Raw genomic sequence first — 23,296 nt, forward strand, 5'->3', positions numbered from 1 at the left:
ACAGGACAATAATATGTTTTATGAAAATTCTCAGGGCATCACAAATGCCTTGCGGGGGATTTGGCATGGGCGTTATGGAAGTGCCCGCTGTCCAGCCCATGATGATCAATTGCCTAGCTTATCCCTTGCTAATGGACATGATGGGCGTCTCTTACTCACTTGTTATGCTGGCTGCTCTTTTAAAGAGATCATACAAGCGCTTAGAAGAATTGGCTTGCTGGGGAAACAAGCCTTTTTTGATAAAGCTTATGATCACACGCTTTCTTTCTCAAAACAGGTGTGTGCTGATCTTAAACGAGCAAAACAGAAAGCAGAAAGAGCAAAAGCGATTTGGCAACAAAGCCAACCGATTAAAAATACTTTAGCAGAAACCTATTTACGCATGCGGGGGATCACATGTGAATTGCCTGCTGATTTACGATTTCACGATAAATGTCCACACCCCTTAGGAATGACACTGCCCGCGTTGGTAGCTCTTGTTAAGGGGGCTGGTTCCTTTGCCATTCATAGAACCTTTTTACAAACCAATGGCTGCAAAACAGATCAGAAACCAGCCAAAGCCATGTTGGGGTCTGTCATGGGTGGTGCTGTGCATTTAAGTCAAGGCAATCCAAAACATCTGGTTATTTGTGAAGGCATTGAAACGGGTCTATCTCTTCTGTCTGGGTTGTTATCAGAGCCCGTGAATGTATGGGCGTCTCTTTCAACCAATGGCATGATGCGTGTGAATTTACCCCCGATAAAAGGACATTTGACAATCGCAATGGATGGCGATGATGCGGGTCGTAAAGCAGGTTTCAACCTCGCTGCACGTGCTTATAGGCAAAGCTTTGAGGTCTTTATCATGCAAGCTCCAAAAGGAATGGACTTTAATAACGTATTGCTTTCTCAAAAGAGGGAACTATGAAAGAGTGTAATTTACAAAACAACAATGAAAATACCCCCGTCAATGATAACGATAACACTTGTTTAAAAGCTATTCCTTATGAAGTCGCCTTGCAACAAAATGGTTGGGGGGAATTAAAACCCATTGCTACGGCTCTTTTACCCGTCGAACCTTTTCATGTTGCACAAGTGCCTTTAACCTTAAGTCGCTATATTTATGATATTGCTGACCGTCAACAAGCCCCTCTCGATTTTATTGCTGTCTCTGCTTTGTGTGGTTTCGCGGCTCTCATTGGAAATGGCGTACATATTGCGCCAAAACAGTATGATGATTGGAAAATTGTTCCTAATCTTTGGGGTGCTCTTATTGGACAGCCTTCAACCATGAAAACACCTACCATGCAAGCCGCTTTAGCCCCTATCACGCGCCTTCAAAAGCAATGGTATAAAGAGTGGTTAAAACAAAAAGAAAACCAAGAAATTGAAGAGATACTTGAAACTTTAGACAAATCGGAAAAGAAAAAACAAGCCCATAAAGCGATCAAAAAAGGCGATCTTGAAACAGCCCGTGCTCTTTTGTCTGAAGCCCCCTCTAAAGACAATATCCATGATGATAGCTCTCGTTTTATTGTCAATGATACGAGTGTAGAAAAGCTTGGGGAATTGTTAAAAGAAAACCCCCGTGGTCTCTTAATGGTTCGTGATGAATTATCTGGTTTCTTAACCAATCTAGAGAGAAAGGAATATCAAACAGACCGTGCTTTTTATCTCGAAGCTTTTAATGGAGATGGTCAATTTACTTATGACCGTATCGGGCGTGGAACCATTTTTATTCCCAATGCAACTCTTTCCATTATAGGGGGCATTCAACCCTCTCGCATTCTACCCTTTTACGCAATGCTTTATATGGCAAAGGCAATGATGGTTTTTTACAACGGTTTCAAATGCTGGTGTGGCCCGATGATACAAAAGATTGGCAATGGGTTGATAGACACCCTAATCAAGAAGCATGGAAAGCTTATGAAGGGGTGTTTCATGCTCTTTATGATAAACCCCTTGGTTCTCCAGAACACCCGCTTGTCATGCGTTTTTCTGCTGATGCTCAAGAGATTTTTCGTGAATGGATGCAAAAGATTTTTAAAGAAGCTAAAGGGAATAACCTTTCTGAAAGCTTACAATCGCATCTTTTAAAAATGCCTAAGACCATAGCAAGCCTTGCCTTGATTTTTGAATTGACCGAAGGGGGGCGTTTTGAAATCAATAAAGATGCTCTTCAAACAGCCTTGCGTTGGAAAAAATATCTGTTAAGTTATGTTAAAAGGCTTTATGCGGCGGGGAATGCCTCTATAGAAGATTGTGCAAAGTTGATTATCGAGCGTTGTGATCATTTACCCGATATTTTTACTTTACGTGATATTCATCAAAAAAGTTGGACGCATTTAAAAGATCATGCCATTCTAAAACAATCTTTAGAAATTTTATGCCGTTCCAATCATATTCGTCAAATAGCAAGTGAAAATAGCTCTAAAGGCGGTCGACCTACCATACATTATGAATGGAATCCTTTTGTCAAAAGCAACAGCATAAAACAATGAAACGCTGATAATTTTATTTGTTATCCTTAAAACCTTCAAAGATCTTATCGTAGCAACATATCACGAATGATCTTTGAGGTTTTTGTTTTATAAAGTAACGTTTAAACCTTGTGTCAATAATAACCAAAATTAATCTCTATAAGTTTTGAAGGGGTTTTGAGTTTTGACGGTTGCTGCTTTTGTATAAAAAAATAGCAAAAAATAAAAACGATATATTTCAATGTGTTAGTATTTTACAGATCTCTAAAAAACAACCCATATTAACAATACAACCTATGAATTCAACTAATGATATAGGTTTCGAGGGGGTTTTGACAATTTTTATACCTTCAAAACCTCTCTGTAAAATTTGTGATAAAACCTATCAAAATAATCATTCTGATGTTTTTAAACACGTAGTGCATTTGTCTTGAATGATGTGTGAAACGAACAGCAAATTCCACTATTTTGCTGCTTATAAGCAGCATTTATAAAATTTAATTTTAAGCAATTTATGAATTTTCGTGTGTTTTTCTCTCATTTTGTTATCGATATTTCTTTTGAATCAATTTAATAGACTTCATTCCGTTTCTTTGTGATCTTTGATCATACCATACGCCAATGGAGTTTATCTTAATATGCTTCAATCTGTTAAGTCTGATAACAAACAAGTCACTTTACGCTCTCTCTTAGAATTCTACCGTCAACAAGCAAAATCACCCCGTGAATTAGGAACGCTGTTTGAAAATCTTGTGAAGGATTATCTGTCTGAAGACCCTTTACAAAAGCAGGAATACGAAAAGGTTCAAACTTATTCGGAATGGGCTGAGGAACATGATGAAGATAGGCGTGATATCGGTATTGATCTGGTCGCTACAATCCGTGATCAAGGAGGCTATGCGGCTATTCAATGTAAATGCTATGATGCTGCTCACATCATTAAAAAAGAAGATATTGATAGTTTTATCGCTGCCTCTGGGAAGAAAATATTCACGCGTCGCATTCTAGTTGATAGCACCGAAAGCAATTGGAGTGATAATGCGAACAACACTTGTGATGGTCAAGAAGTTCGTATTCAACAGATTAATCTGTTTGATTTAGAAAACAGTCAAATTGATTGGGGCGCTTATAAAGAAAGAGGACAAGCCGTCCTTAAAGAACAACCGAAAAAAAAGCTTTTAGATCATCAAAAAGAAGCACTTGAGAAAGTTTGTGAAGGTTTACAAGAAGCAGACCGTGGCAAGCTTATTATGGCATGTGGGACGGGTAAAACATTCACAAGTCTTAAGATAGCAGAAACTATAGCAGGTCAAGGCAAGCATGTATTGTTCTTGGTGCCCTCTCTTGCTTTGATGTCACAAACAATCCGTGAATGGACACTGGATACAGAAATCCCCTTGCGTTCCTTTGCCGTGTGTTCAGATACACAAGTGGGCAAGCGTCGTAAAGGCAAACATGATGATGAATCTGGTCTTGATGCATCAGATCTTGTCTTACCGGCAACAACGGATGCAAAAGAACTTGCCCGTAAAGCCAATAAGACCTCTCTTGATGTGATGACCGTGATCTTTTCGACCTATCATTCTATTCAAGTGATTTCCGATGCGCAAAAGGAATATGATTTACCCGAATTTGATCTGATTATTTGTGATGAAGCACACCGTACAACTGGGGTTGTATTGGGAACAGACAAGCATGAATCTGAGTTTGTGAAGGTTCACGATAACAGCATCATTTTGGGTAAAAAACGTTTATATATGACGGCAACCCCGAAGATCTTTGCTGATAGTGCTAAAAAACAAGCCCATGAGATGAATGGCATTCTAGCCTCTATGGATGATGAAACACTCTATGGAAAAGAGCTTTATACCTATACATTCTCTAAAGCCGTTAATAATGAACTCTTAGTTCCTTATAAGATTATTGTCTTAGGCGTTAATGAAGAGGAAGTGAGTGAATCCATTCAACATCTGATGACCGATGAGAATTATGAACTTACCCTTGATGATAAAACCAAGATCATAGGCTGTTATCAAGCCCTTAGCAAAATAGATCTGAAGATTGACTTAAGTGATGACCCCAACCCTATGCGGCGGGCTTTGGCTTTTTGTAGAGATATAAAGACCTCTGAACGTATCTGTGACACATTCAATTCTAAAGGCATGCAGGAAGAATTATTAGATCTTCATAAGCTCTATAAAGAGACGCCGCCTCTTCAATGTACCTTTGCGCATATTGATGGAACACAAAGTGCCAAGAAGCGCAATGAAGCCCTTGATTGGTTAAAGGAAGATGCGGGGGAAAATACTTGCCGTGTGCTCACCAATGTAAGATGTCTTTCTGAAGGTGTTGATGTCCCTGCTCTTGATGCCATTATGTTTTTACACCCGCGTAAAAGCCAAGTGGATGTGATACAAGCGGTGGGGCGTATTATGCGCCGTGCCAAGGGCAAGAAAAGAGGCTATATCATTTTACCCGTTGGGGTACCGGCTGGGATTTCTGCTGAAGAGGCTTTAAAATACAACAAGAGATACAGTGTTGTGTGGCAAGTGATCAATGCTTTGCTTTCCCATGATGAGAACTTTGAGGTAACCCTTAACCAGATGATTTTAGGTCAAGACGTTAGTCATACTTTAGAGATTGTAGCCTTAAAGAGTATGACGACGGTTGAAGATAAAATCCATGTTTATGAGAAACCAGAAAGCGCGGGGCTTGATATTGGAAAAGCAGCCTATGAACCAAAAAAATACATTCATAGCGTAACAGGAAGATTACCCTTTTATAAAGAGTTTCCCAATGCCCTTAAAACCCTTTTGGCTAAGAAATTTACCCTTGCGGATTATTGGGGCATCTGGGCTGGGAATGTCGCTGAAATTGCACAAAACCATATCAATCGTCTTAAAGATATACTTTCTGATAAAACCAGTGAAGCTTATCATGCTTTTGATGGGTTTTGTAAAGAACTAAAAAACAACTTAAACAGCGAAATCAAGCAAGAGGAAGCGCTTGAGATGTTAGGACAACATCTTGTAACGCGTCCCGTGTTTGAAGCTTTGTTTGACGGCAATGAATTTGTGCAAAACAATGCCATTTCGCAAGCGATGGAAAAGATCTTAGCTGAATTGGATAAAACCAATATCAAGCAAGTCTCGAAAGAATTACAAGAGTTTTATGACAGCGTAAAATTCCGTGCCTCTGGAATTACCTCCCCCCAAGCAAGACAAAATCTTATTATCAAGCTTTATGAAGATTTTTTTACCAAAGCATTTAAGAAAACCACGGATAGGCTTGGGATTGTTTATACCCCCGTTGAGGTTGTTGATTTTATCATTCACTCTGTTGATGATGTTTTACGCAATGAATTTGGCAAAAGCTTAGGATCACGAGGTGTTTCTATTCTCGACCCCTTTACAGGGACAGGTACCTTTATCACACGATTGTTACAATCAAATCTCATAAAACCAGAGGATATGGAATATAAATTCCGTCATGATATTCATGCTAATGAGATTGTTTTACTCGCCTATTACATAGCAGCCATTAACATTGAATCGACCTATCATAGTCTCATGAAAGGTGAGTATATTCCCTTCAAGCATATTGGTTTAACCGATACGTTTCAGATGCTTGAAAGGAAAGACTTGTTGCAAGAATTATTTAAAGAAAACAGTGAATATTTAGAACACCAGAAAAATCTCAATATCGAAGTTATCTTGGGTAATCCTCCTTATTCAGTGGGACAAAAAAGTGAAAATGATAATGCAAAGAATATTCCCTATCCCCTATTGAATGACCGTATTGGAGAAACTTATGCTGCTCAATCAAAAGCAACTTGTGTACAAGCACTTTATGATAGTTATATTCGTGCCATTCGTTGGGCAAGTGACCGTATAAAAGACCGTGGTATTATTGGTTTTGTTACTAATGCGAGTTTTATTACTGGACATTCTATGGATGGTTTAAGAAAATGCCTCGTTGAGGAATTTAGCAGCCTTTATATTTTCCATTTGCGGGGGAATGCACGAACGTCTGGAGAACAACGCAAAAAAGAAAGTGATGGAATTTTTGGTGAAGGTTCTCGGGCGCCTATTGCTATTTCTATTCTCGTCAAAAATTCAGAATCTCAACAGCGTGGTAAAATATATTTTCATGATATTGGGGATTATCTCAAGATAAAAGAGAAACTTACGATAATAGAGTCTCTTGGTAGCATTGATGGCATTACACGGAGTAAACAAGGTTGGAAAATAATTACACCAGATAAACATAGCGATTGGCTTGATCAACGTGATGATAGTTTTAAAGAATTTTTAGCTATGGGTGTAAAAAAAGGTCGTGATAAAAAGCTCTTTGAAACATTTTCTTGTGGTCTAAAAACCAATCGTGATGCTTGGGCATATAACTCAGATCGTGAAGCTTTATCCAAGAATATGAATAATATGATTGTTTTCTACAATAGTGAAGTGAAACGCTTTAATGATGTTTATGCACATGCTGACCGTAAAACACATACCAATATTGTAGATGATTTCGTAAATTCTGATGCTAAAAAAATAAGCTGGAGCCTTAATCTTAAACAATATTTAACAAAAAAAAAGATGTTTGAGTTTGAAGAGACATGCCTTGCTGAAAGTTTGTACCGTCCTTTTACACGGCAATGGCTCTATTATAATCGTATTTTCAATGAATCTCTCTATCAAATACCATGTATGTTTCCTATGAGGAACATTGTTGAAAACAAAGTAATACAAGTTACAGGTATAGGGGCAATGAAAGATTTTTCTGTTTTGATGTCTAAAGTTTTGCCTAATCATGACGCAATGGATAAAGGTCAATGCTTTCCACGGTATATTTACGAAGACACCATAGTCTCAAAAAGTAAAAATGAGAAACAATCCCATTTATTTGCAAATGCTACAGAAAATAGCAAAACAGCTGATTTACAACGGCGTGATGCCATTACAGATGAAGGACTAGCCCATTTTAAAGCTGCTTATCCTAATGAAACCATAACTAAAGATGATCTATTCTATTATGTTTACGGTCTTTTACATTCGGAAGATTATCGTACCCGTTATGCTGATAACCTCTCTAAAGAACTCCCTCGTATCCCTTGTGTAAAAACTGCTGAAGATTTTTGGGAATTTGTTACAGCAGGGCGTGAATTGGGTCATTTACACGTCAACTATGAAGATGTGAAACCTTATCCAGTGACCTTTAAAAAAGGCAATCCAAAACAAACGGATATCTCTAATCCTGAGGAATTTTATTACGTTACTGAAATGAAATTCTTTGGAAATAGTAAGAAAAAGGATAAATCGACGGTTATTTACAACAGCAATATAACGATGACGGATATACCTCTTGAAGCTTATGAGTATATTGTTAATGGCAAGCCGGCTCTTGAATGGGTTATGGGGCGTCAATGTGTAAAGACTGATAAAAAGAGTGGTATTGTGAATGATGCCAATCGCTATGCTGTTGAAACCGTTGGAAACCCTGCCTATCCTCTAGAATTGTTTCAAAGAGTTATTACTGTAAGTTTAGAGACAATGAAAATCGTTAAAAACCTACCAAAATTAGAAATTAGAGAAACTGAATAAGCTTAATAAAGCATACTCACATCATGGGTATGCTAATCATAAGGGGTATAGAGCCTTATAATCATAACCTATACCTCTCTTGTAAGTTAATTATCTACAATCTTAAAAAGAATAATTTATCATGCGTTATTCTAAAAAAAGAACATTTGCACTTTTAAACACCCTTATTTGGATTGCTCTAAGACTTATAAGAAATCCCCTCTTAAACAAGATAAGATTTATTTGGATTGCCTTTAAAAGATTATATCGCAATCTCAAATGATAGCTTTATTGTTTTCAAAAGCTTTGTTTAAAGAGAGTTATGTATATTCATTTTGCTTATAGGTTTTGACGGTGCAAAAATTGTCAAAACCCCTACAAAACGTATATTATTAGTTGAATTCATAGGTTGTATTATCAATATTGGTTGTTTTTTAAAGATCTGTAAAATATTAACATATTGAAATATAATGTTTTTATTTTTTGCTATTTTTTTATATAAAAGCAGCAACCGTCAAAACTCAAAACTCCTCCAAAACTCATAACCATAATGATTTTGATAGCATTTTTATCATTATAAACTGTCTTTTGAAGGCTTTAAAAGATCACATGCTTTTCATAAAGCACGTTTTAATCACTCACTACAATCATAAAAATTGTCTATTAAGTGAATTGATAAAAATACACTAAAGGTATTTTGCTAATCTCTATAATGATCAATCTCTCTTTAGATGTTTTCATAACAGGCTATAAATCGCAATTATCCTATTTATCACTTTTCTTATGAAAATGAAAAATGATGCGCTGGCTATAAAGCAGATAATAGCTATAAAGCACGCGTGAAAAAAGCAAGCTTTCATAATCATAATGCAAATGAATGCATTGGTTATAAAGACAGTTCTTATAAAAGGCTGTTAAGTTGCAAATGTATTATTAAAAGAAATTAACAGAAATCTTAAAAACCATTTAGTAAAAAACAAGATACGTTATAAAGATAAAAATACGCATAATGAGAGCGTTTATAAATATTATAAATGTATAATAGATTAAAAAAAGAACGCAATCGTTTAAGAATGACCATAATATAGCTTTAAAAGCATATAATACAAAAGAAGCAATTAATAAGCATATGATAAATATATACACACAATGCATTTAAAAAAATCATAAAAAATATCAAAAAAGTGCATAAATTAATTGACAATAAATACGTATTTTGTTATATAAATAATCAAGTGATAGAAACACTCAAACATGTAGCGAAGAGGTTGCGATAAACCTAATCCTATTATAAAAACTGACTTTCTTTTATGCTATAAAAAGCATATATAGTGATTTTGTCGGGTGTTGTTACACCATAAAATACCCTTTTATGGGGAAAGTGTACAACGGTCTACATGCCGTGTTTCTAGCGCCCGGCGCCCTTATAGGGTCGTCAATAGAAACTTTTAAACATGTAGGATTTTAGTTATGAAAACTATATCAAAAAACACCCCCGTTATCTCTAAAATTGCTAATAAAACTGTACCTGCTAACAAACAAGAGCCTGCAAAAAAATACGAATTTATTGATGACTGTGAATATATAGATGGTCATTTCTTAACGCGAATTAGAGCATTAAGAGATTTTGATGATGTCAAAAAAGGTGACCTCGGGGGGTATATTGAAAAGGAAGATAACCTATCACATGATGGCAATTGCTGGGTGTATAATAAAGCCCGTGTCTTTCAAAATGCACGCGTCTTTGGAAATGCAAAAGTAAAAAGCTTTTTTGTAGACGTTTATGGCAATGCACAAATTTATGGCAATGCTATTTTTGAAGGGATGACATTAAAGGACAATGCAAAACTTTCTGGAAATGCACATGCTAGCAACGCCGTTGTGATTGAAGGCAATGCACAAATTTATGATAACGCCCGCGTCACTGATCATGCTCATATTTCCGATAATGCTGTCATTTGTGATGATGCTCATGTCGGTGGCAATGCGAAAATAAGTGGCTCTGCTTATATCTGTGATGAATCCCGTGTTTTTGATGATGCCGTTATTTGTGATGCTCTTATCTCTGGAAATTCTTATATACATAGCAATGCTTTTTTAGAAGCGAATGAAGATATCTGTGATAATGAATATCCTGAATTTGGTAGCGAAGATGATTATTATCGTGATGAATATTATGCTGATTTTGAAGGCTATTATGATGATAATGATAGCGAATATGAAAATGATGCTGCTTAAATAAAGCACGGGCGCGGCGGGGGCGCCCCTTTTAAACATTTCATTCAAAAATTTAACAAATATGAACTTAGGGAGCTACCTATGACCAGTACAATTGTATCTAAAAAATATGAATTAACCAATGAAATTAAACAAATAAAACATGCTCTTACTCGAAATATTATAAATCTTTATCGCATTCGGGCTTTAAAAGATTTTGATGATGTCAAAAAAGGCAACCTTGGTGGCTTTATTGAAAAGGAAGTTAACCTATCCCATGATGGCAATTGCTGGGTGTATGATGAGGCTTGTGTTTATGGTCATGCCCGTGTTTATGAAAACGCAAAAATACGGCATTATTCTCAAGTCTGTGGTCAAGTTTATGGGAATTGTGAGGTTTATGGTAAGGCTTTTATCTCTCAATATGCAAAAATTTATGACCATGCTTTTGTTTATGGTAGTGCTCATGTTTATGGGAATATTTATGGCAATGCAAAAATAACCAAAAAAAGCAAAGAAAAGTTAGTACCAAAAAATTGTGAAGTTTATGAAAGCGATCATGTTATCAAGATTATTGATAAAACAGAATAAGGAAGGGCATGGGGGGTGCCTTCTTTATAGCTATAAAAGCATCATAATATACATTGTTTAAAACCTATCATATTGCAAGCGCTCTATTGTTTTTATAAAAATTTATCAAAAGAACCGTAAATGATGGGTATGATCTTGATAGCATGCATTTAAATGAGAGAGTGAATTTAGAACCTATAAACTCTCATATGGCTTCAAACGTATTAATCGTGATGCCCTTTTTTTAAGAGATTCATTTGAAACGAAGCACATTATCAAAATACCTCTTTCAAATGTTTAAAATACTGACTTCGAAATTGAGTTGAGTGAATTCCAAATAACCATTTTCTAAAATCAAAACCTATCAAATAAATCAAAACGCTTTTATCAAACCTAAGGCTTTTAAGATTGGCTCTGCTGTGAAATCTAGATCTTTGTTTTTTGATAAATGAAACGTTCTTAAGAGAAAATAATAACTAAGTTATAATTGTTATAAAAAGAGGTTTTAAGCGTTTCTTATAATCATCTCATTTTATGTTTCAAACGTTTAAACGTTCCCTTAAAGAGGTTCTTATAAGCGTATTTTTACTTTTCATTAAAACCTAATTCTTTGCAAATTAACCAGATAAATTTGAGTTCGTTATCTTTAGAATTAAGCATTTTTTAAACAGCATTGTTTTTTCTAAAAATGAGTAAAATCCCATGCCTTATAGGTTAAAACGGTTTTGAATTTTGCTTGCTTATCTTTGTTTCAATAGCTGCCCCCAATTTTGGGGTGACCTTATTTGGCTTCGTATTTTTAAATTATAACCTTTAAAACGTTTTTGATACCATGTCTAAGGTATATAGTATTCTACTTTTATGGCATTATGCGCCTCCATTTTTTTATGGAAGCGAATATAGTTCTGTTCTTTAAAACTTAACCATGCACTATATTCATTAAAAGGTTTTCGCATCATAAGACATACATTGTGAATTCCATTATCTTTATTTTCTACCTCGGTAAAAAAATACTGTGGCTATAAAACCGATCTTACCTTTAAATCCTTTTATGCATTAAAAACCTATAAGCTTATAAAATTATTCCTTTTAAGGTTTCGCTCAAAAAAGAGCAAAACTCATACATTCTTTAAACGCATGCGATTTACGTTATCGATAATTTAAAACGACTAAATTTTAAAACAATGCGATTTGTGAGTGATAAAAACGTATCATAAAACTTATGAACTGTTATGAATGATAACAGCTTTTCATTTCATTTGAATGCACACATGCGTTATAATATTTACATCATGATTTGCTTTTTATGATCTATTCATACGTGACAATCCTATATCAAAAATGGTCAATTTAAATACGTATAAAAGTGTGGATTCTTAAGTGGATTCATATAAAATAATTACACTCAACATATTGACTTTATTCTTTTTTTTGATATTATGCCGCATCATCCGCATATTCGGCTTGTGCCATATCCCGAAACCATTCTGCCGCCCCTGTAAGCAATTCACTTGGCAACGCTTTCCCTATTTGACGGGGGATAAACTGCACTTCACGTTTATTATTACGCTCTGACCCCACAACCGCATTGACCAGCGGGGCAATACGATTAAATGTCATCACGGGGCGGCGTTGCTCTTTTAATGCCTTTAAATCATCCTCATTCCACTGATCGCCATTGTAAAAACGAAAATCCTCCCTTGCATGCTCGCGCCATTTGTTCACATGCTCAACATCTTCTTTGTACCAACTGACAAGTTTACGAAACAAACCTTCTGTCGACAAATCTGAAATGTTGCTATCTTTGTCTAAATGCTCTTCATCATGCATCATTCTGCCATCCATGACGTGCTACCATAGGCTTCTCTGCCGCTATAAGCTTTCCGTTTTTGTATTTCTTGGGGTGGTTTATATGAAATGCACATAAGACCAAAGGCATCAGCACCATGACTGGACCAATCATGCTCTGCCCCTAACCCAATACCGCGCTTCTCATCCCATTTCTCATGATACCAGTTTAGTGCCTTGCGTCCTGCTACGGTTGTCTTCTCATTAAACCATACAGAAGGCAAAACACGACGAACTGTTTCTATACGTATCTTGACAGCTCCAGAACCTTGATTAGCAACAACTTTTGTTTGAAAGCCTGCCTGTTTAAGAGCACTTTCAAAACTCACATTGTGCACACGATCTCTGGTCGCACCATCATGCGGCAAAACCATCAGTGCCTTCTCATAACCATTTTGCCGTAACCAGCCGATATGTTCCGATAATGGCTGCCCTTGTGCCTCGTAATAATCCAGCACTCTAATCTCTCTGCCAACAAACTGTGCTATCCAAATCGCTGTGGCATCTGCCTTAGCACCCGTTCCCCCAATATCCCAAAAGGCGCGTATCTGCATCAATGGATCACGCGCAACACGCCCTATCCGCCCCTCTTGCTCGGCTGCTAACATCTCCTTTTGGTAGTAAGCCCCTTGAACTGCTGTAAGATAAGCCCCCTCCCATATATGTTTATAGGTCTCGGGGCGGGATCTCAAATCATCAAGTCGCGCTTCATTCAAGATCTTGGGAAACTTCGGATTATCGGACCAGTTGATCTCAACACGTTTAATGGCTTCATTATCCGAAAAGCGAAATCGTTTCTCAACTGGTGCATTATCCCGTAATGGGTTCCATGTTACCCATAACTCGGCTCTCCAGCCCTCTCCCTCTTCACGCAATGTTGGAATAAGCGTCTGCCAAGCTGTCTCTGTAACTGGTTCTGCCTCGTCAACCCAACAGAGTAAAATACGCCCCATGGACTTGATACTTGCAATATTACGGTCTAGTCCACAAAACTGAAAGGCTATACGCCCATCATTCGACTTAATTGAAGCCTCTCCTACCTTGTAATAACCCTTTAAAAAGTCATGGGCTTCAATGGCGCGCTTAATTTCCTCCAATGAACTTTCTGCCAACGAATTTTGAAACTGACGCGCACAAAGGATAGTCCCTGATATCCCTTGCATGCCAAATTGATAGCCTTTTAAAGCCGCCATCAAAGCAAATGATCTTGTCTTTCCTGACCCTCTCCCTCCCCAAGCTGCTCGAACCAAAGCATCCCCTGCAAAAAGTCGAATAAGCTTCGGTACGATCTTAATCTGTCTTGTCGTCATTCATTAAAGGCGCTATTTCCACACGCCCTATCATTTTAATTGCTTCGCCATCCTCCCCCGTCACTTGCAAAGGCAACACCTTACCAAGCAACGCTAAATAAGCCGCAGGGCATTTGACTGCTTGCTTTTTTAGATAAGAGATCAGCCCTTCCTTGCCATACTTATTGCCTGCCAATTCAGCTGCTTTAATAATTGCCTCTTTAAGAAGACGTGTATTCTTGTTTTGAACCCCTTTCACACGCCCTTTTCCAGCATTAGGAGGCATAGGCTTTTTTGTCGCTTGTAAAACCTGTTCTGTATTTTCGCATGTCATAAAATACGCCCTCCAGATAATAAAAAACCCCGCATTTGCGGGGATTTAAACTGTACCAAACCCTCATTTAGATACAATACACCTAAGTACAGCAATGTCATTAAATACGATTTGCTACACTTTGTCAACACAAAAATAACACATATTGATAATTTAAAAGGGAATCGATATTAGATGAAAATGTAATTAATAAAAAAAGATAAAATCTAATGTTAATGCCATATTTAAAGAAAATTGTCTTATTCGGGATAATAAGTATCTTATTCACTGGTCATGTAAGTAGTCAACCGTCAACAAAAAATGCTTCTTCGGAACATCTATGTCTAGATGGCAAAATTCCTGTTTTCCGTGACATACAAAATCGATCATCTTTTGTTACTTGTGCTTCAGAAGAAATTCTTGATTATATTTATTCTAATGAATTAAACGAGCTCCCTAGAGATAAATTTACAATAACTGCTATAGAGGAAAAAACATATAATGAATTCTTAAAACATTATTTTAATAGAAATAAGATAATAGAATGGTTCGTAATAGGCTTCGTAATCGTTACCATAATGTCTCTCCCAATTAACATACTCTGGCGATTTAGACTAAAGATTCCTGCATGTTTATTCGCAATAATGACGGCATTATCTGTTATTGCCATTCCCTATATATTGGGTTGATAGTATCTACTTTTGTAAAAAGTGCTTCTGAAGCGTATTAAGAGCCACCCGTAGTGAACTCACAAGATGTGGTAATTCTTGATCTTCTATAACAAGGTACTGTAGCGCAGCATAAAGATTGTACTGTCTATAAAGATGTTGCGCTTCTTTTATTGCCTCTTGCGTGTTTAAAAACTTCTCTGTTGCAAATTTTACCCATTTATCCCTTGCCTTATCATCAGCAGATGACGGCATTTCGTCATAAATCGCGCTTGGCAATCCTTTTGCACATAGATAATCGTTCCTTATCTGTAGGTACTGTTGCGCGGTGTCATATTGCTCTTGTGTGAGTACACCTTGCAAACAAAGCCGCCCTATGTAAGTCCCTACAATTGGATTTTTTGCGTCATATAAGCTTAAACCGAAGCGCTTTGCACGCATTTCTATAGCTAATTTATCGACAGCCTCACGCGGTTCTTTTGCACGTGATATACGACCATTAGCTTCTCTTATCTGCCCTGTGATTTTAGGGCGTCCCCTTTTTTTGTTTTTTTTCACAACACCGCCTTCTATTTAAAAAGGAACATCATCATTTAAAGAGTTTGTAGGCATATCAAGAGGTCTGTGAATGCTTGCATAAGCAGATGACGGCTCTTGATCATCATTATTTTTGCTGTCTAAAAGCTGTAATTCGCCTTTGTAAGGAGGCAATACGATTTCTGTTACATACCGTTCACTACCGTTTTTATCTTGCCATTTACGGGTTTGTAAGCGTCCCTCGATATAAACTTTGCTACCCTTCTTAAGATACTGAAGAGCTACTTTTGCAAGATGTGGATTAAAGACTACAATGGAATGCCACTCTGTTTTGTCTATTCTCTTATTGGTTGCCTTGTCTGTATAGCTTTCAGACGTTGCCATTCGAAAATTGACCACCTCACCACCGGAGGGCATTGTTTTGCTTTCAGGATTTGCACCTAAATGACCAATTAACATCACTTTATTAAGCATTTGCTTTGCTGTCCTTTTTATGGGAAATGGTACTTAGAAACGAAAATAACTGATACATAACAACAATATAACACATTATGCTATATTATTACAAGCAAAAATGGTTTTAATAAACTGAATCTAAAGAATGAATCATGTTTTTATTTTACTTATTTGCTTGTGTTTTGATACGTAATGTGTAATAAAAGAGGTGTTCGTAAACTTACGAATAACGATAACAGAAACGCATCGCAAAACAGAAGCCGCGTTCATAAAGAGCGCGGCTTTATCATATGAACAATCATCATCAAATATTTGAAATAAACTTGTGTTTATACACAAAGTATGTATTTTAGTAGTGAAAAGATTTTTCAGTTCCCCTTATTCTTTTCAATTTTATTTTATTTGATTCATTAGCTATAAAAGCCGTATCAATTCATTTTGATGCGGTTTTTATGTATTAAGGCTTGCGATTTTGCACGTTTTGTGTAATAAGAAGGTATTTTCCTCTTTTTGTTTGTATCTATCAAAAAGTAGTTTTGGATTGGTTTTGGAATCAAAAGCCGTGTCTTCAAAGGACGCGGCTTTCTTTTAATGGCTAATTAGAAAATAATTGTAATAAATTAGCAATTTTTTGAATAGAGTCAGCAGCAACACCTGTTTCTTTAGTAAAATTATAAATTTTTTGAATTCTTTCTTTCCAGTTTTTACCAAAATACTTAATTTGAGTTGTTATAACATTATGTAAAATGGGTTCAACTGATCTCAGTAATTCTTCCCCCCCTTTGTCTAACTGAGTAATTTTGCTACATAGAATTTTAGGGTCATCGCAATCAGATGCTTCATTGCGGACAATAAATAAGTTATCTACTTGATTTCCTTCAATTAAATAAGGAGAATGTGTAGAATAAATCACACTATTCTTCTCAAAAGATGATAATTTCTGTAAAGATTGTAATATTTTTTCTTGAGGGTGGATATGTAGGTTGCTTGCTGGTTCATCTAATAAGAAAATTATTCCATTTTTGCTTCTATTGGTACGAATATCTGTAAGCACTTTAAAGCAAAAAAACCAACGGCATCCTTTGCTTCTTTCATGTAAAGAAAAAGTGCGATCTTTAGCTTTGACTTTTAAACAAAAATCTGCAAAGTTAGGATTGTATCCTATCACTTTTTCTATGCTAAATCGATCGAATACGGTTTTTCCTCCCGTTATGTCTTCCCAATCTTTTGTAATAACAGTGTTAAGATAATCATTTATAGAAGACAGACGTTGTTCGACCGCATCTTCATCACTACAATCAACGATATCACGTTGAAAATTAATATCGTTTTTGAATTCTTTACCAGATTGCTGTTTACGGCTACCAATTAGTAGATCATTAAAAATATCATGCCATAAAAGATTTTTTTTATCACTTAAAAAACTATCTTCCTTTGATTCTTGAGCTGCACTTTTTAAAAATCTAATTTTATCAGGCACATCAAACATAAAATCATCATAATAGACAATTTCAGGAATATAATCTTTTAAGTAATTTAAAAACGCTACTACTATTTCATCTCCATATTCTTTATCGTTGATCTTTACAAATTTTTTCATGCAAATACTATTAGCAAATGAATATACAAAAGATAAATGTAATATCTGATTGTTTTCAAAGACATCATCTTTGATTTTTTTTAGCGCTTTAATCTTAGCTAATTCTTCAATTTCCGCTTCTTCCAATGAAATTGTGGTAGCTAAAACAATATCTTCATCAAAAAAAGCTATTTTAGGACGTATAGAAGCAAAATCTTCGTTTGTTAATTCCTTTCCTAAACATAGCTGTGACAAGAGATGAATCCCCTGCAAAGTTGTTGTTTTACCAGATTCATTATTTCCCACCAGAATAAAAGGAAAACTTCTATTTCCTCCTGACAAGTCTATTTTTAGAGGCTCTCCTATCCCTTTAAAATTTTCTAATTCAAATGAAGTGAATATCATAATAATCTCCGTTGATATCCTAAAAACAGCGCCTTATAATTGTGTCTTGTATATTATAATAAAAGCCGTGTTCTTTAAAGGACGCGGCTTTCTTTTTTGCTATAAACCAGCCCCCCGCCCTGTTTTTTAATTATTGCATATTTCCATGGATTTGCTCTCTTAATAAAGCCAATCCTTTTGTTGTTATTTTTGTTGACGGTACTGTTTTTTCTGTACCATCATTTTTTTGAATAGTAATGGTCGTGCAATCCATTAAACCTTTTTGGATTTTATCTTGATATGGTAATAATGGACCAGTTGATACTCTTTTGTAAACCCAACCATATCTTCTTAGGTAATCTGATAAATCCTTAGGTCTTACTTCTAATATTTTCGCAGCATCTATAATACCAAACAAGCCATCGGATCGCGTTAGACCATCAAGAGCTATTGCTTTTGGTTTTAATTCTGCAATGACATGATCTTTTTGCTCTATTTGACCTTGCAAGTAATTCAAAAAGCCAATCATAGCTTGTGGGCTTGAATAATCGATTTGTTGTGATGTTACTGCTTGCTTTGCACGCCGTTCGCATTCGATAAAGTATTCTCTTGCTTCATGCCCTTTATCATTACGCTCTATCATTGAAAGGTGTTTTGCCATGTCTAGGGTAATGTGGTATTCTTTCATTTGTGCACCCCGGTAAAAATTTACCGCGGTTACAAAATCTATATTTTCACGAAATTTACACTCTTTAATGCGATTTTTTATCCAATTTCTAAATTCAGATTTTATCTCTAAAAACGCATGCAAATCACGTGCGTTCACTGTTTGAACTAATTCATCGTTAATTTCAGTTTGATCAATATCTATTAAATATTGCGACATTTTTCTTTTCCCTACAAAAGTTAAAAAGCAGGCGCCCCCCACGCCGTTATTTATGCTGCTTTTAATGACTGATGATATTTTTCATTCAAAATAGGAGTATAAGCTTCCAATAATGGAGCTATTGATTTAATTGGTTCAGATTGACCAAACTCTGTAATGATTGCTAAGATTTTTGCAATATTAGGCATTTCGTTTTGTAATTTTAAAACCAAAACCTTTTCTAAATCTGCCATAAGCTCTACTAAAGAAACATGATATTCACCCTCAGTATAGTCAGTGTTAACTTCTTTAAACACTGCCATCCACAAATCACATAAGAAATCGGTAGTGATGCTAATTTCGTTTTTTGTCATGATAAATTCTTTCTTATCAAAAAAAGGTTTCTATTGACGACCCTATAAGGGCGCCGGGCGCTAGAAACACGGTGATAAGTCCGCTGTATGCTTTTCCCTCGAAAGGGTCTTGTATGGCATAACCACACCCGGCAAAATCGTTATACGCTATCTAAAGCATAAAAAACAGCCAGTATTTTAAAAAATGGGAAAAACCTTATCGTGGTTTATCCGCTTATCACTAAGTGTTTCTACACACTTGACGCTTTTCTAAACGAACCCTCTCTTAAAGTCAATACGTATTTTTATTTTTTTAACTTTTTTCATTTTGATGCTTACCTAATTGAATATCGAGCGCTTTTTCTAGCTCTCTGTCCATCTCATCACAAGACAATGGATAACCTCTCTTCAAATCATTCGTTATCTCACTAATCAACTGATCATCTTTTGTACGTTTTTTGATTTGCACATTTACCTCGTCTATTAATGCTTCAAAATTCAATACGCTTTTTGGTAACTTACCACCGTATATCCACGCTTTCACTTGCGCCTTTGTGCTGTAATCTACATTCGCAGGCGTCTCATGATACTGACCACCTTCAAATTCTTCATATTCCCTCATACCATCACCATATTCGTAAAGGTTATAAAAATACTCTGCTACCCCCAATCCCCATGGTGCATATCCAACCGCCGTTGCAATAAATTTCTTTTGCTGTCTTGATTTACGATTTCTTAAAAACATTTGATTTAATATCCCCTAGTCTAAATCCATAACTTTACCTATGGGTTTATTTGCCTCATATTGGACCGTACAGTAGCGTTTTTATTTTCAATGTGGTTTTTAATCATAAAAATCTAAAATCGCTCTGTACGGTACTTTTTTAGCTGTTTAAACCCATATCTATTCTCAAAACAATCAGCACTTTTCACTATTTTGCTGTTTTTCACTCAATGCCCTTTAAAACTTCTTCAAGTTCTTTTGAACGCTTTTCAATGCGTTCTGATGATATCGTCACCTCTTGATTTTTGCTCTTGATTTCTGGCTTTTGAAGGTTCTTAAGAATGCGATTAGCTTGCAAACGAATACCATTTTCAAGCTTTTCGCAGTAACGATAAAAATCTGCTGTTGAGGGCATAAAGGTCGCATTTAAACCCTCTGCTTTGCCTTTCAAAGCGTTCTTTGTCGCTGTTTGCAATATCCAACTGCTTATGCCGTTAAGAGCGTAAAAATACGCAAGTGCTGTTGCTTTCTCATCTGATCCCATGGGGCTTTTGAGACCATTTGAAAGGACAAGATACGCTGTTTGGATTTCTTCTTCCGTCGCTTTTTTTTCAAGCTTTTGCAACGCATCAGTAACCAATGCTGTAACTCTCTCCGCTTCTGCACTCAATGGCTTTTGCTCCGTTTTCCAATGGAATGGTGGTTGTGTTGTCATCCTCGAATAAAAATCTGTAAGCACTATCTGAATTTTTGATATTGGACATGAGCTGTGCAACTCGATAACTCCGGCCGCGCTGTTGTTCTGTTTGAAAATTGGTTTGTTTTCCATATTGTTTTTCCCTTTCTAATTTTTCCTTTTTCTTGGCTAAAAATCCATATTCTGGGTGTGTAATCCACTTGTACCAAGCCTTTTGCCAATCACTTTTTTTAGCATTTCGATTTGGATTATCTTGCCAATGAAGTTTAAATCTTTTGAACTCTAATAACGCTTCCTCATGCGTTAACCCTTGATCGATTGCGTATTGCAAATTAGGTTCGAAATCAGCAGGCAATCGACACTCTCGATTAGTTTTCGCTTTTTTTGCTTTTTTCGGAACGCTTTCTTGCTCGTGAATGGGTGGTTGGTTTGTTTCTATCGTTTCGATTAGCTCTGATTGGCTATCAACATCATCACACTCGATTGGCTCGTCAACCAAATCGTTTGTTTCTAAATCTTCAAACTCAGTTTCTTTTTTTGATAAAACGATAGTTTTATTTTTTTTATATATATTATTCTTATTCTTTATAGCTTGATTTTGCTTGTCGTTTGCTTCAGCAAAAAAAACGTTTTGCTTAATTTTTGCTTCAGCAAAATCATTATTTTGCTTAACGTTTGCTTCAGCAAAATTATCAACGTGTTGTTTTATATTACTTTTCGCTTGTGCACCTTTTTTACCAGCTTCACTACGAACTTGTGATATGTGATCCTTTTTATCCGAAAAATCTTTTAGCTCTTCTTCAACACGCGTATTCCATAATCCATCATCTGTCTCAATAAGTTTATCATTCCTTATGAGATACTCGACAGTCGTTGAGAATTTTTTTTGTGAACAATGACAAACGCGTGCAAGCGTTTGAAAGTCTGTTTTAAGTGGTGCTTTTTTTTCATACATAAGAACAAGAAGGGTTATATAAATCCCCCGTTGTTCAGATGTCATTCCATTTGTACCACTTATCCAGTCATACAAGTGGAATCTTATCCATGGCATCCCATTAGACATGCCTACTCTCCCTTTCTTTAACTAAATGTAAAATCGCTAATGTTACCTGCTGTATGCTTTATCTCTGTAAGCCATCTCTTAAAGCGTAAATAACGCATCCCACCGCCTTCAAAACGGCGTGATTTAAAATCAACGGTGCCACTAAATATGTCACCTCTCCCTCCACACATCGCCCACCCCGTCTTCGTCCCTAGATCAAAACAAAGAATCGTGTTATTCACCGCACCACTCCGTACATAACGTGTTTTATAAAAAGAACTCAGCAGTAATTATTTCAGAAATAGGAGAATAAATGCCTCTTAATCTTGTTCGCACAATTTTTTCGGTTTATATTAAGTATAAAGAGCGAGAAGAACGAATATTAGGAGCCAAATTGGAACTGAGACCTATTCCTCAACCAGAATATCATAGCGTTATTCCGTCAAAAAAAAGCGTTCTAAGAGTAACCTCACGACGGCTGGTTCATTTACAAGTTACCTTCTATAATCCTACAAAACAGATGATTAAACTGAACCATATATGGATAGATAAAAAGACCTCCTTTGAATTTGTTCATGTTTCATATCTTAAATCCAACCTAGAATTGCACAAACAAACAGAAGACATCTTCATTAAAACCCAAGAAAAACACATCAACTTGATAACTCCTGAACTAAACCCAATCCAAAATGAGTGGTATGATCTATTTAGTATCAAGGGTGAAAGTGAACTAACATTTTTACTCATTTTTGCAATGTGCAATCCATCTAAAATACAGCCTATAAATATCATTGTAGAACATACTTCTCCAAATTACCCGACCAAAACACTCAAAGCTAATTTTTATCTTGGTTCCTATTGTAATAATGTATAGAACCAAAAATAAAACAATTAGAGCTTCTTTTTGGACCTATTTCTTATCTCCCTAAGTCCATCTTCTTTCTTCCTAAGTTTATCCTCTAGATCCCATATTATCCTTTTTTGTTTAATTACCTCATCTGTAAGCTCTCCTGACTGTTTAAAATAGCGGTAAACCTCAAAGAGTAAAAACAGATTGGTCGTTATAGAAAGGACTGTTGCTGCTGTACTCATCTCTCTCACCTCACTTACTTTTCTTCTTATTCTTCTGAGACTTTTCTTTTACAGATGCATCACGCTGCTTAAGCTCTTGTGTAAGCTTTTCAATCATTTTATTAAGAGATATATTTTCTTCAAATTGATAGCGTAGAGCTATGTCTTTCTGTTCAAGCGCTTCTTTATGCTCATCTTTAAGCGTCTCTATTTCTTTCTTAAGGGATTTAACTTCTTCGAATTTCCGGTATAGAGCTATATGTTTCCGTTTAAGCGCTTCTTTATGCTCTTCTTTAAGCTTCTCAATTTCCTCATCACGCGATTGAATTTTTGCTTTTAAGTCATCTATAATTTCGTTTTTCTGTTGAAACGTTTCGTCATACTCTTCTATTTTTTGTTCCAATCTCGCAATGTATGCATCATACTTTCGTATATCCCCATCACACTCATAAATTATATTCCTATCCCCTAATATAAAATCAGTATTTATTTTTTTAATTCTTTCCCTAAGAGATTGAATCTCCTCTTTAAGCGCCTTAACTTGGTTGCGATAATACAAAGCAAAACCCAACATCACGACATCGATAAGTAACATTGCAAAAATTGCTATTGATAAAATTTCATTTAAACTCATTTTGATCT

Annotated in this window: 16 protein-coding genes and 4 pseudogenes; 6 read left to right on the forward strand and 14 right to left on the reverse strand. The window is 35.9% G+C overall.

Features of this window, described 5'->3' with window-relative positions; all coding sequences use genetic code 11:
- Nucleotides 1-13: 13 nt before the first annotated feature.
- The 5 genes and pseudogenes from FJG96_RS06560 to FJG96_RS06580 all read left to right on the forward strand — a co-directional run.
- Nucleotides 14-907, forward strand: a complete 894-nt coding sequence (locus FJG96_RS06560; protein ID WP_139413267.1) for a DUF7146 domain-containing protein — start codon at nucleotides 14-16, stop codon at nucleotides 905-907.
- A pseudogene (locus tag FJG96_RS06565) lies at nucleotides 904-2,480 on the forward strand (YfjI family protein). The gene FJG96_RS06560 and the pseudogene FJG96_RS06565 overlap by 4 nt, the downstream one beginning before the upstream one ends.
- Before the next feature lie 617 nt (nucleotides 2,481-3,097).
- Nucleotides 3,098-8,062 carry a DEAD/DEAH box helicase gene (locus FJG96_RS06570; protein WP_139413268.1) on the forward strand — a complete coding sequence of 1,655 codons (4,965 nt, stop codon included), beginning with the start codon at nucleotides 3,098-3,100 and terminating at the stop codon, nucleotides 8,060-8,062.
- A gap of 1,449 nt (nucleotides 8,063-9,511) precedes the next feature.
- Nucleotides 9,512-10,279, forward strand: coding sequence for a nucleotidyltransferase family protein (locus FJG96_RS06575; RefSeq protein ID WP_139413269.1), 768 nt, complete (start codon nucleotides 9,512-9,514; stop codon nucleotides 10,277-10,279).
- An 81-nt stretch (nucleotides 10,280-10,360) separates the two neighbouring features.
- Nucleotides 10,361-10,757 (forward strand): annotated as a pseudogene (locus tag FJG96_RS06580) (hypothetical protein); the annotation flags it as partial.
- Between the two features lie 1,511 nt (nucleotides 10,758-12,268).
- Here FJG96_RS06580 and FJG96_RS06585 read toward each other — a convergent pair.
- From FJG96_RS06585 to FJG96_RS06645, 12 genes and pseudogenes are all read right to left on the reverse strand, one after another.
- Nucleotides 12,269-12,673 (reverse strand): annotated as a pseudogene (locus FJG96_RS06585) (portal protein); the annotation flags it as partial.
- Nucleotides 12,658-13,986, reverse strand: a complete 1,329-nt coding sequence (locus FJG96_RS06590; protein WP_139413271.1) for a PBSX family phage terminase large subunit — start codon at nucleotides 13,984-13,986, stop codon at nucleotides 12,658-12,660. The gene FJG96_RS06590 and the pseudogene FJG96_RS06585, both read right to left, overlap by 16 nt.
- A complete protein-coding gene (locus tag FJG96_RS06595; protein WP_139413272.1) occupies nucleotides 13,967-14,299 on the reverse strand; it encodes a hypothetical protein in 333 nt (110 codons plus the stop codon). Before FJG96_RS06595 ends, FJG96_RS06590 begins: the two co-directional genes overlap by 20 nt.
- Nucleotides 14,300-14,973: 674 nt before the next feature.
- The gene (locus FJG96_RS06605; protein ID WP_139413274.1) at nucleotides 14,974-15,504 is read right to left on the reverse strand and encodes a hypothetical protein; all 531 of its coding nucleotides are present in this window, start codon (nucleotides 15,502-15,504) and stop codon (nucleotides 14,974-14,976) included.
- Between the two features lie 15 nt (nucleotides 15,505-15,519).
- Complete coding sequence (ssb, locus tag FJG96_RS06610; RefSeq protein ID WP_139413275.1) at nucleotides 15,520-15,957, reverse strand: single-stranded DNA-binding protein; 438 nt, start codon at nucleotides 15,955-15,957, stop codon at nucleotides 15,520-15,522.
- A 577-nt stretch (nucleotides 15,958-16,534) separates the two neighbouring features.
- Nucleotides 16,535-17,923 (reverse strand): AAA family ATPase, encoded by a 1,389-nt coding sequence (locus FJG96_RS06615; protein WP_139413276.1) that lies wholly within the window; start codon nucleotides 17,921-17,923, stop codon nucleotides 16,535-16,537.
- Nucleotides 17,924-18,053: 130 nt separating this feature from the next.
- A complete protein-coding gene (locus FJG96_RS06620) occupies nucleotides 18,054-18,788 on the reverse strand; it encodes a phage antirepressor KilAC domain-containing protein (protein ID WP_139413277.1) in 735 nt (244 codons plus the stop codon).
- Nucleotides 18,789-18,838: 50 nt separating this feature from the next.
- Nucleotides 18,839-19,141 carry a hypothetical protein gene (locus FJG96_RS06625; protein WP_139413278.1) on the reverse strand — a complete coding sequence of 101 codons (303 nt, stop codon included), beginning with the start codon at nucleotides 19,139-19,141 and terminating at the stop codon, nucleotides 18,839-18,841.
- A gap of 292 nt (nucleotides 19,142-19,433) precedes the next feature.
- Nucleotides 19,434-19,865: a hypothetical protein gene (locus FJG96_RS06630; RefSeq protein ID WP_139413279.1), complete on the reverse strand. Its 432-nt coding sequence runs from the start codon at nucleotides 19,863-19,865 to the stop codon at nucleotides 19,434-19,436.
- Between the two features lie 202 nt (nucleotides 19,866-20,067).
- Nucleotides 20,068-20,514: a hypothetical protein gene (locus FJG96_RS06635; protein WP_180338246.1), complete on the reverse strand. Its 447-nt coding sequence runs from the start codon at nucleotides 20,512-20,514 to the stop codon at nucleotides 20,068-20,070.
- Entirely contained in the window at nucleotides 20,474-21,604 is a 1,131-nt protein-coding gene (locus FJG96_RS06640; protein WP_139413280.1) for a YdaU family protein, read from the reverse strand. The genes FJG96_RS06635 and FJG96_RS06640 overlap by 41 nt, the downstream gene beginning before the upstream one ends.
- A gap of 23 nt (nucleotides 21,605-21,627) precedes the next feature.
- A pseudogene (locus tag FJG96_RS06645) lies at nucleotides 21,628-21,825 on the reverse strand (hypothetical protein); the annotation flags it as partial.
- A 71-nt stretch (nucleotides 21,826-21,896) separates the two neighbouring features.
- Between FJG96_RS06645 and FJG96_RS06650 the strand changes: the two are divergent.
- Nucleotides 21,897-22,457 (forward strand): hypothetical protein, encoded by a 561-nt coding sequence (locus FJG96_RS06650; protein WP_139413281.1) that lies wholly within the window; start codon nucleotides 21,897-21,899, stop codon nucleotides 22,455-22,457.
- Between the two features lie 17 nt (nucleotides 22,458-22,474).
- On the opposite strand, the gene FJG96_RS06655 is transcribed toward FJG96_RS06650, so the two are convergent.
- Together FJG96_RS06655 and FJG96_RS06660 are read right to left on the reverse strand one after the other, a co-directional pair.
- Nucleotides 22,475-22,675, reverse strand: a complete 201-nt coding sequence (locus tag FJG96_RS06655; RefSeq protein ID WP_139413282.1) for a hypothetical protein — start codon at nucleotides 22,673-22,675, stop codon at nucleotides 22,475-22,477.
- A gap of 10 nt (nucleotides 22,676-22,685) precedes the next feature.
- Nucleotides 22,686-23,288, reverse strand: a complete 603-nt coding sequence (locus tag FJG96_RS06660) for a coiled-coil domain-containing protein (protein WP_139413283.1) — start codon at nucleotides 23,286-23,288, stop codon at nucleotides 22,686-22,688.
- Nucleotides 23,289-23,296 lie beyond the last annotated feature (8 nt).

The sequence above is a fragment of the Bartonella mastomydis genome (genome assembly GCF_900185775.1).
Lineage (GTDB): Bacteria > Pseudomonadota > Alphaproteobacteria > Rhizobiales > Rhizobiaceae > Bartonella > Bartonella elizabethae.

What these genes read in the sequence shown, in the direction of transcription:
- FJG96_RS06570 (WP_139413268.1), top strand. Translation starts at nt 3,098, where the DNA reads ATGCTTCAATCTGTTAAGTCTGATAACAAACAAGTCACTTTACGCTCT.
- FJG96_RS06595 (WP_139413272.1), bottom strand. Translation starts at nt 14,299, where the DNA reads ATGACATGCGAAAATACAGAACAGGTTTTACAAGCGACAAAAAAGCCT.
- FJG96_RS06575 (WP_139413269.1), top strand. Translation starts at nt 9,512, where the DNA reads ATGAAAACTATATCAAAAAACACCCCCGTTATCTCTAAAATTGCTAAT.
- FJG96_RS06615 (WP_139413276.1), bottom strand. Translation starts at nt 17,923, where the DNA reads ATGATATTCACTTCATTTGAATTAGAAAATTTTAAAGGGATAGGAGAG.
- ssb (WP_139413275.1), bottom strand. Translation starts at nt 15,957, where the DNA reads ATGCTTAATAAAGTGATGTTAATTGGTCATTTAGGTGCAAATCCTGAA.
- FJG96_RS06590 (WP_139413271.1), bottom strand. Translation starts at nt 13,986, where the DNA reads ATGACGACAAGACAGATTAAGATCGTACCGAAGCTTATTCGACTTTTT.
- FJG96_RS06655 (WP_139413282.1), bottom strand. Translation starts at nt 22,675, where the DNA reads ATGAGTACAGCAGCAACAGTCCTTTCTATAACGACCAATCTGTTTTTA.
- FJG96_RS06630 (WP_139413279.1), bottom strand. Translation starts at nt 19,865, where the DNA reads ATGTTTTTAAGAAATCGTAAATCAAGACAGCAAAAGAAATTTATTGCA.
- FJG96_RS06620 (WP_139413277.1), bottom strand. Translation starts at nt 18,788, where the DNA reads ATGTCGCAATATTTAATAGATATTGATCAAACTGAAATTAACGATGAA.
- FJG96_RS06660 (WP_139413283.1), bottom strand. Translation starts at nt 23,288, where the DNA reads ATGAGTTTAAATGAAATTTTATCAATAGCAATTTTTGCAATGTTACTT.
- FJG96_RS06560 (WP_139413267.1), top strand. Translation starts at nt 14, where the DNA reads ATGTTTTATGAAAATTCTCAGGGCATCACAAATGCCTTGCGGGGGATT.
- FJG96_RS06625 (WP_139413278.1), bottom strand. Translation starts at nt 19,141, where the DNA reads ATGACAAAAAACGAAATTAGCATCACTACCGATTTCTTATGTGATTTG.
- FJG96_RS06650 (WP_139413281.1), top strand. Translation starts at nt 21,897, where the DNA reads ATGCCTCTTAATCTTGTTCGCACAATTTTTTCGGTTTATATTAAGTAT.
- FJG96_RS06640 (WP_139413280.1), bottom strand. Translation starts at nt 21,604, where the DNA reads ATGTCTAATGGGATGCCATGGATAAGATTCCACTTGTATGACTGGATA.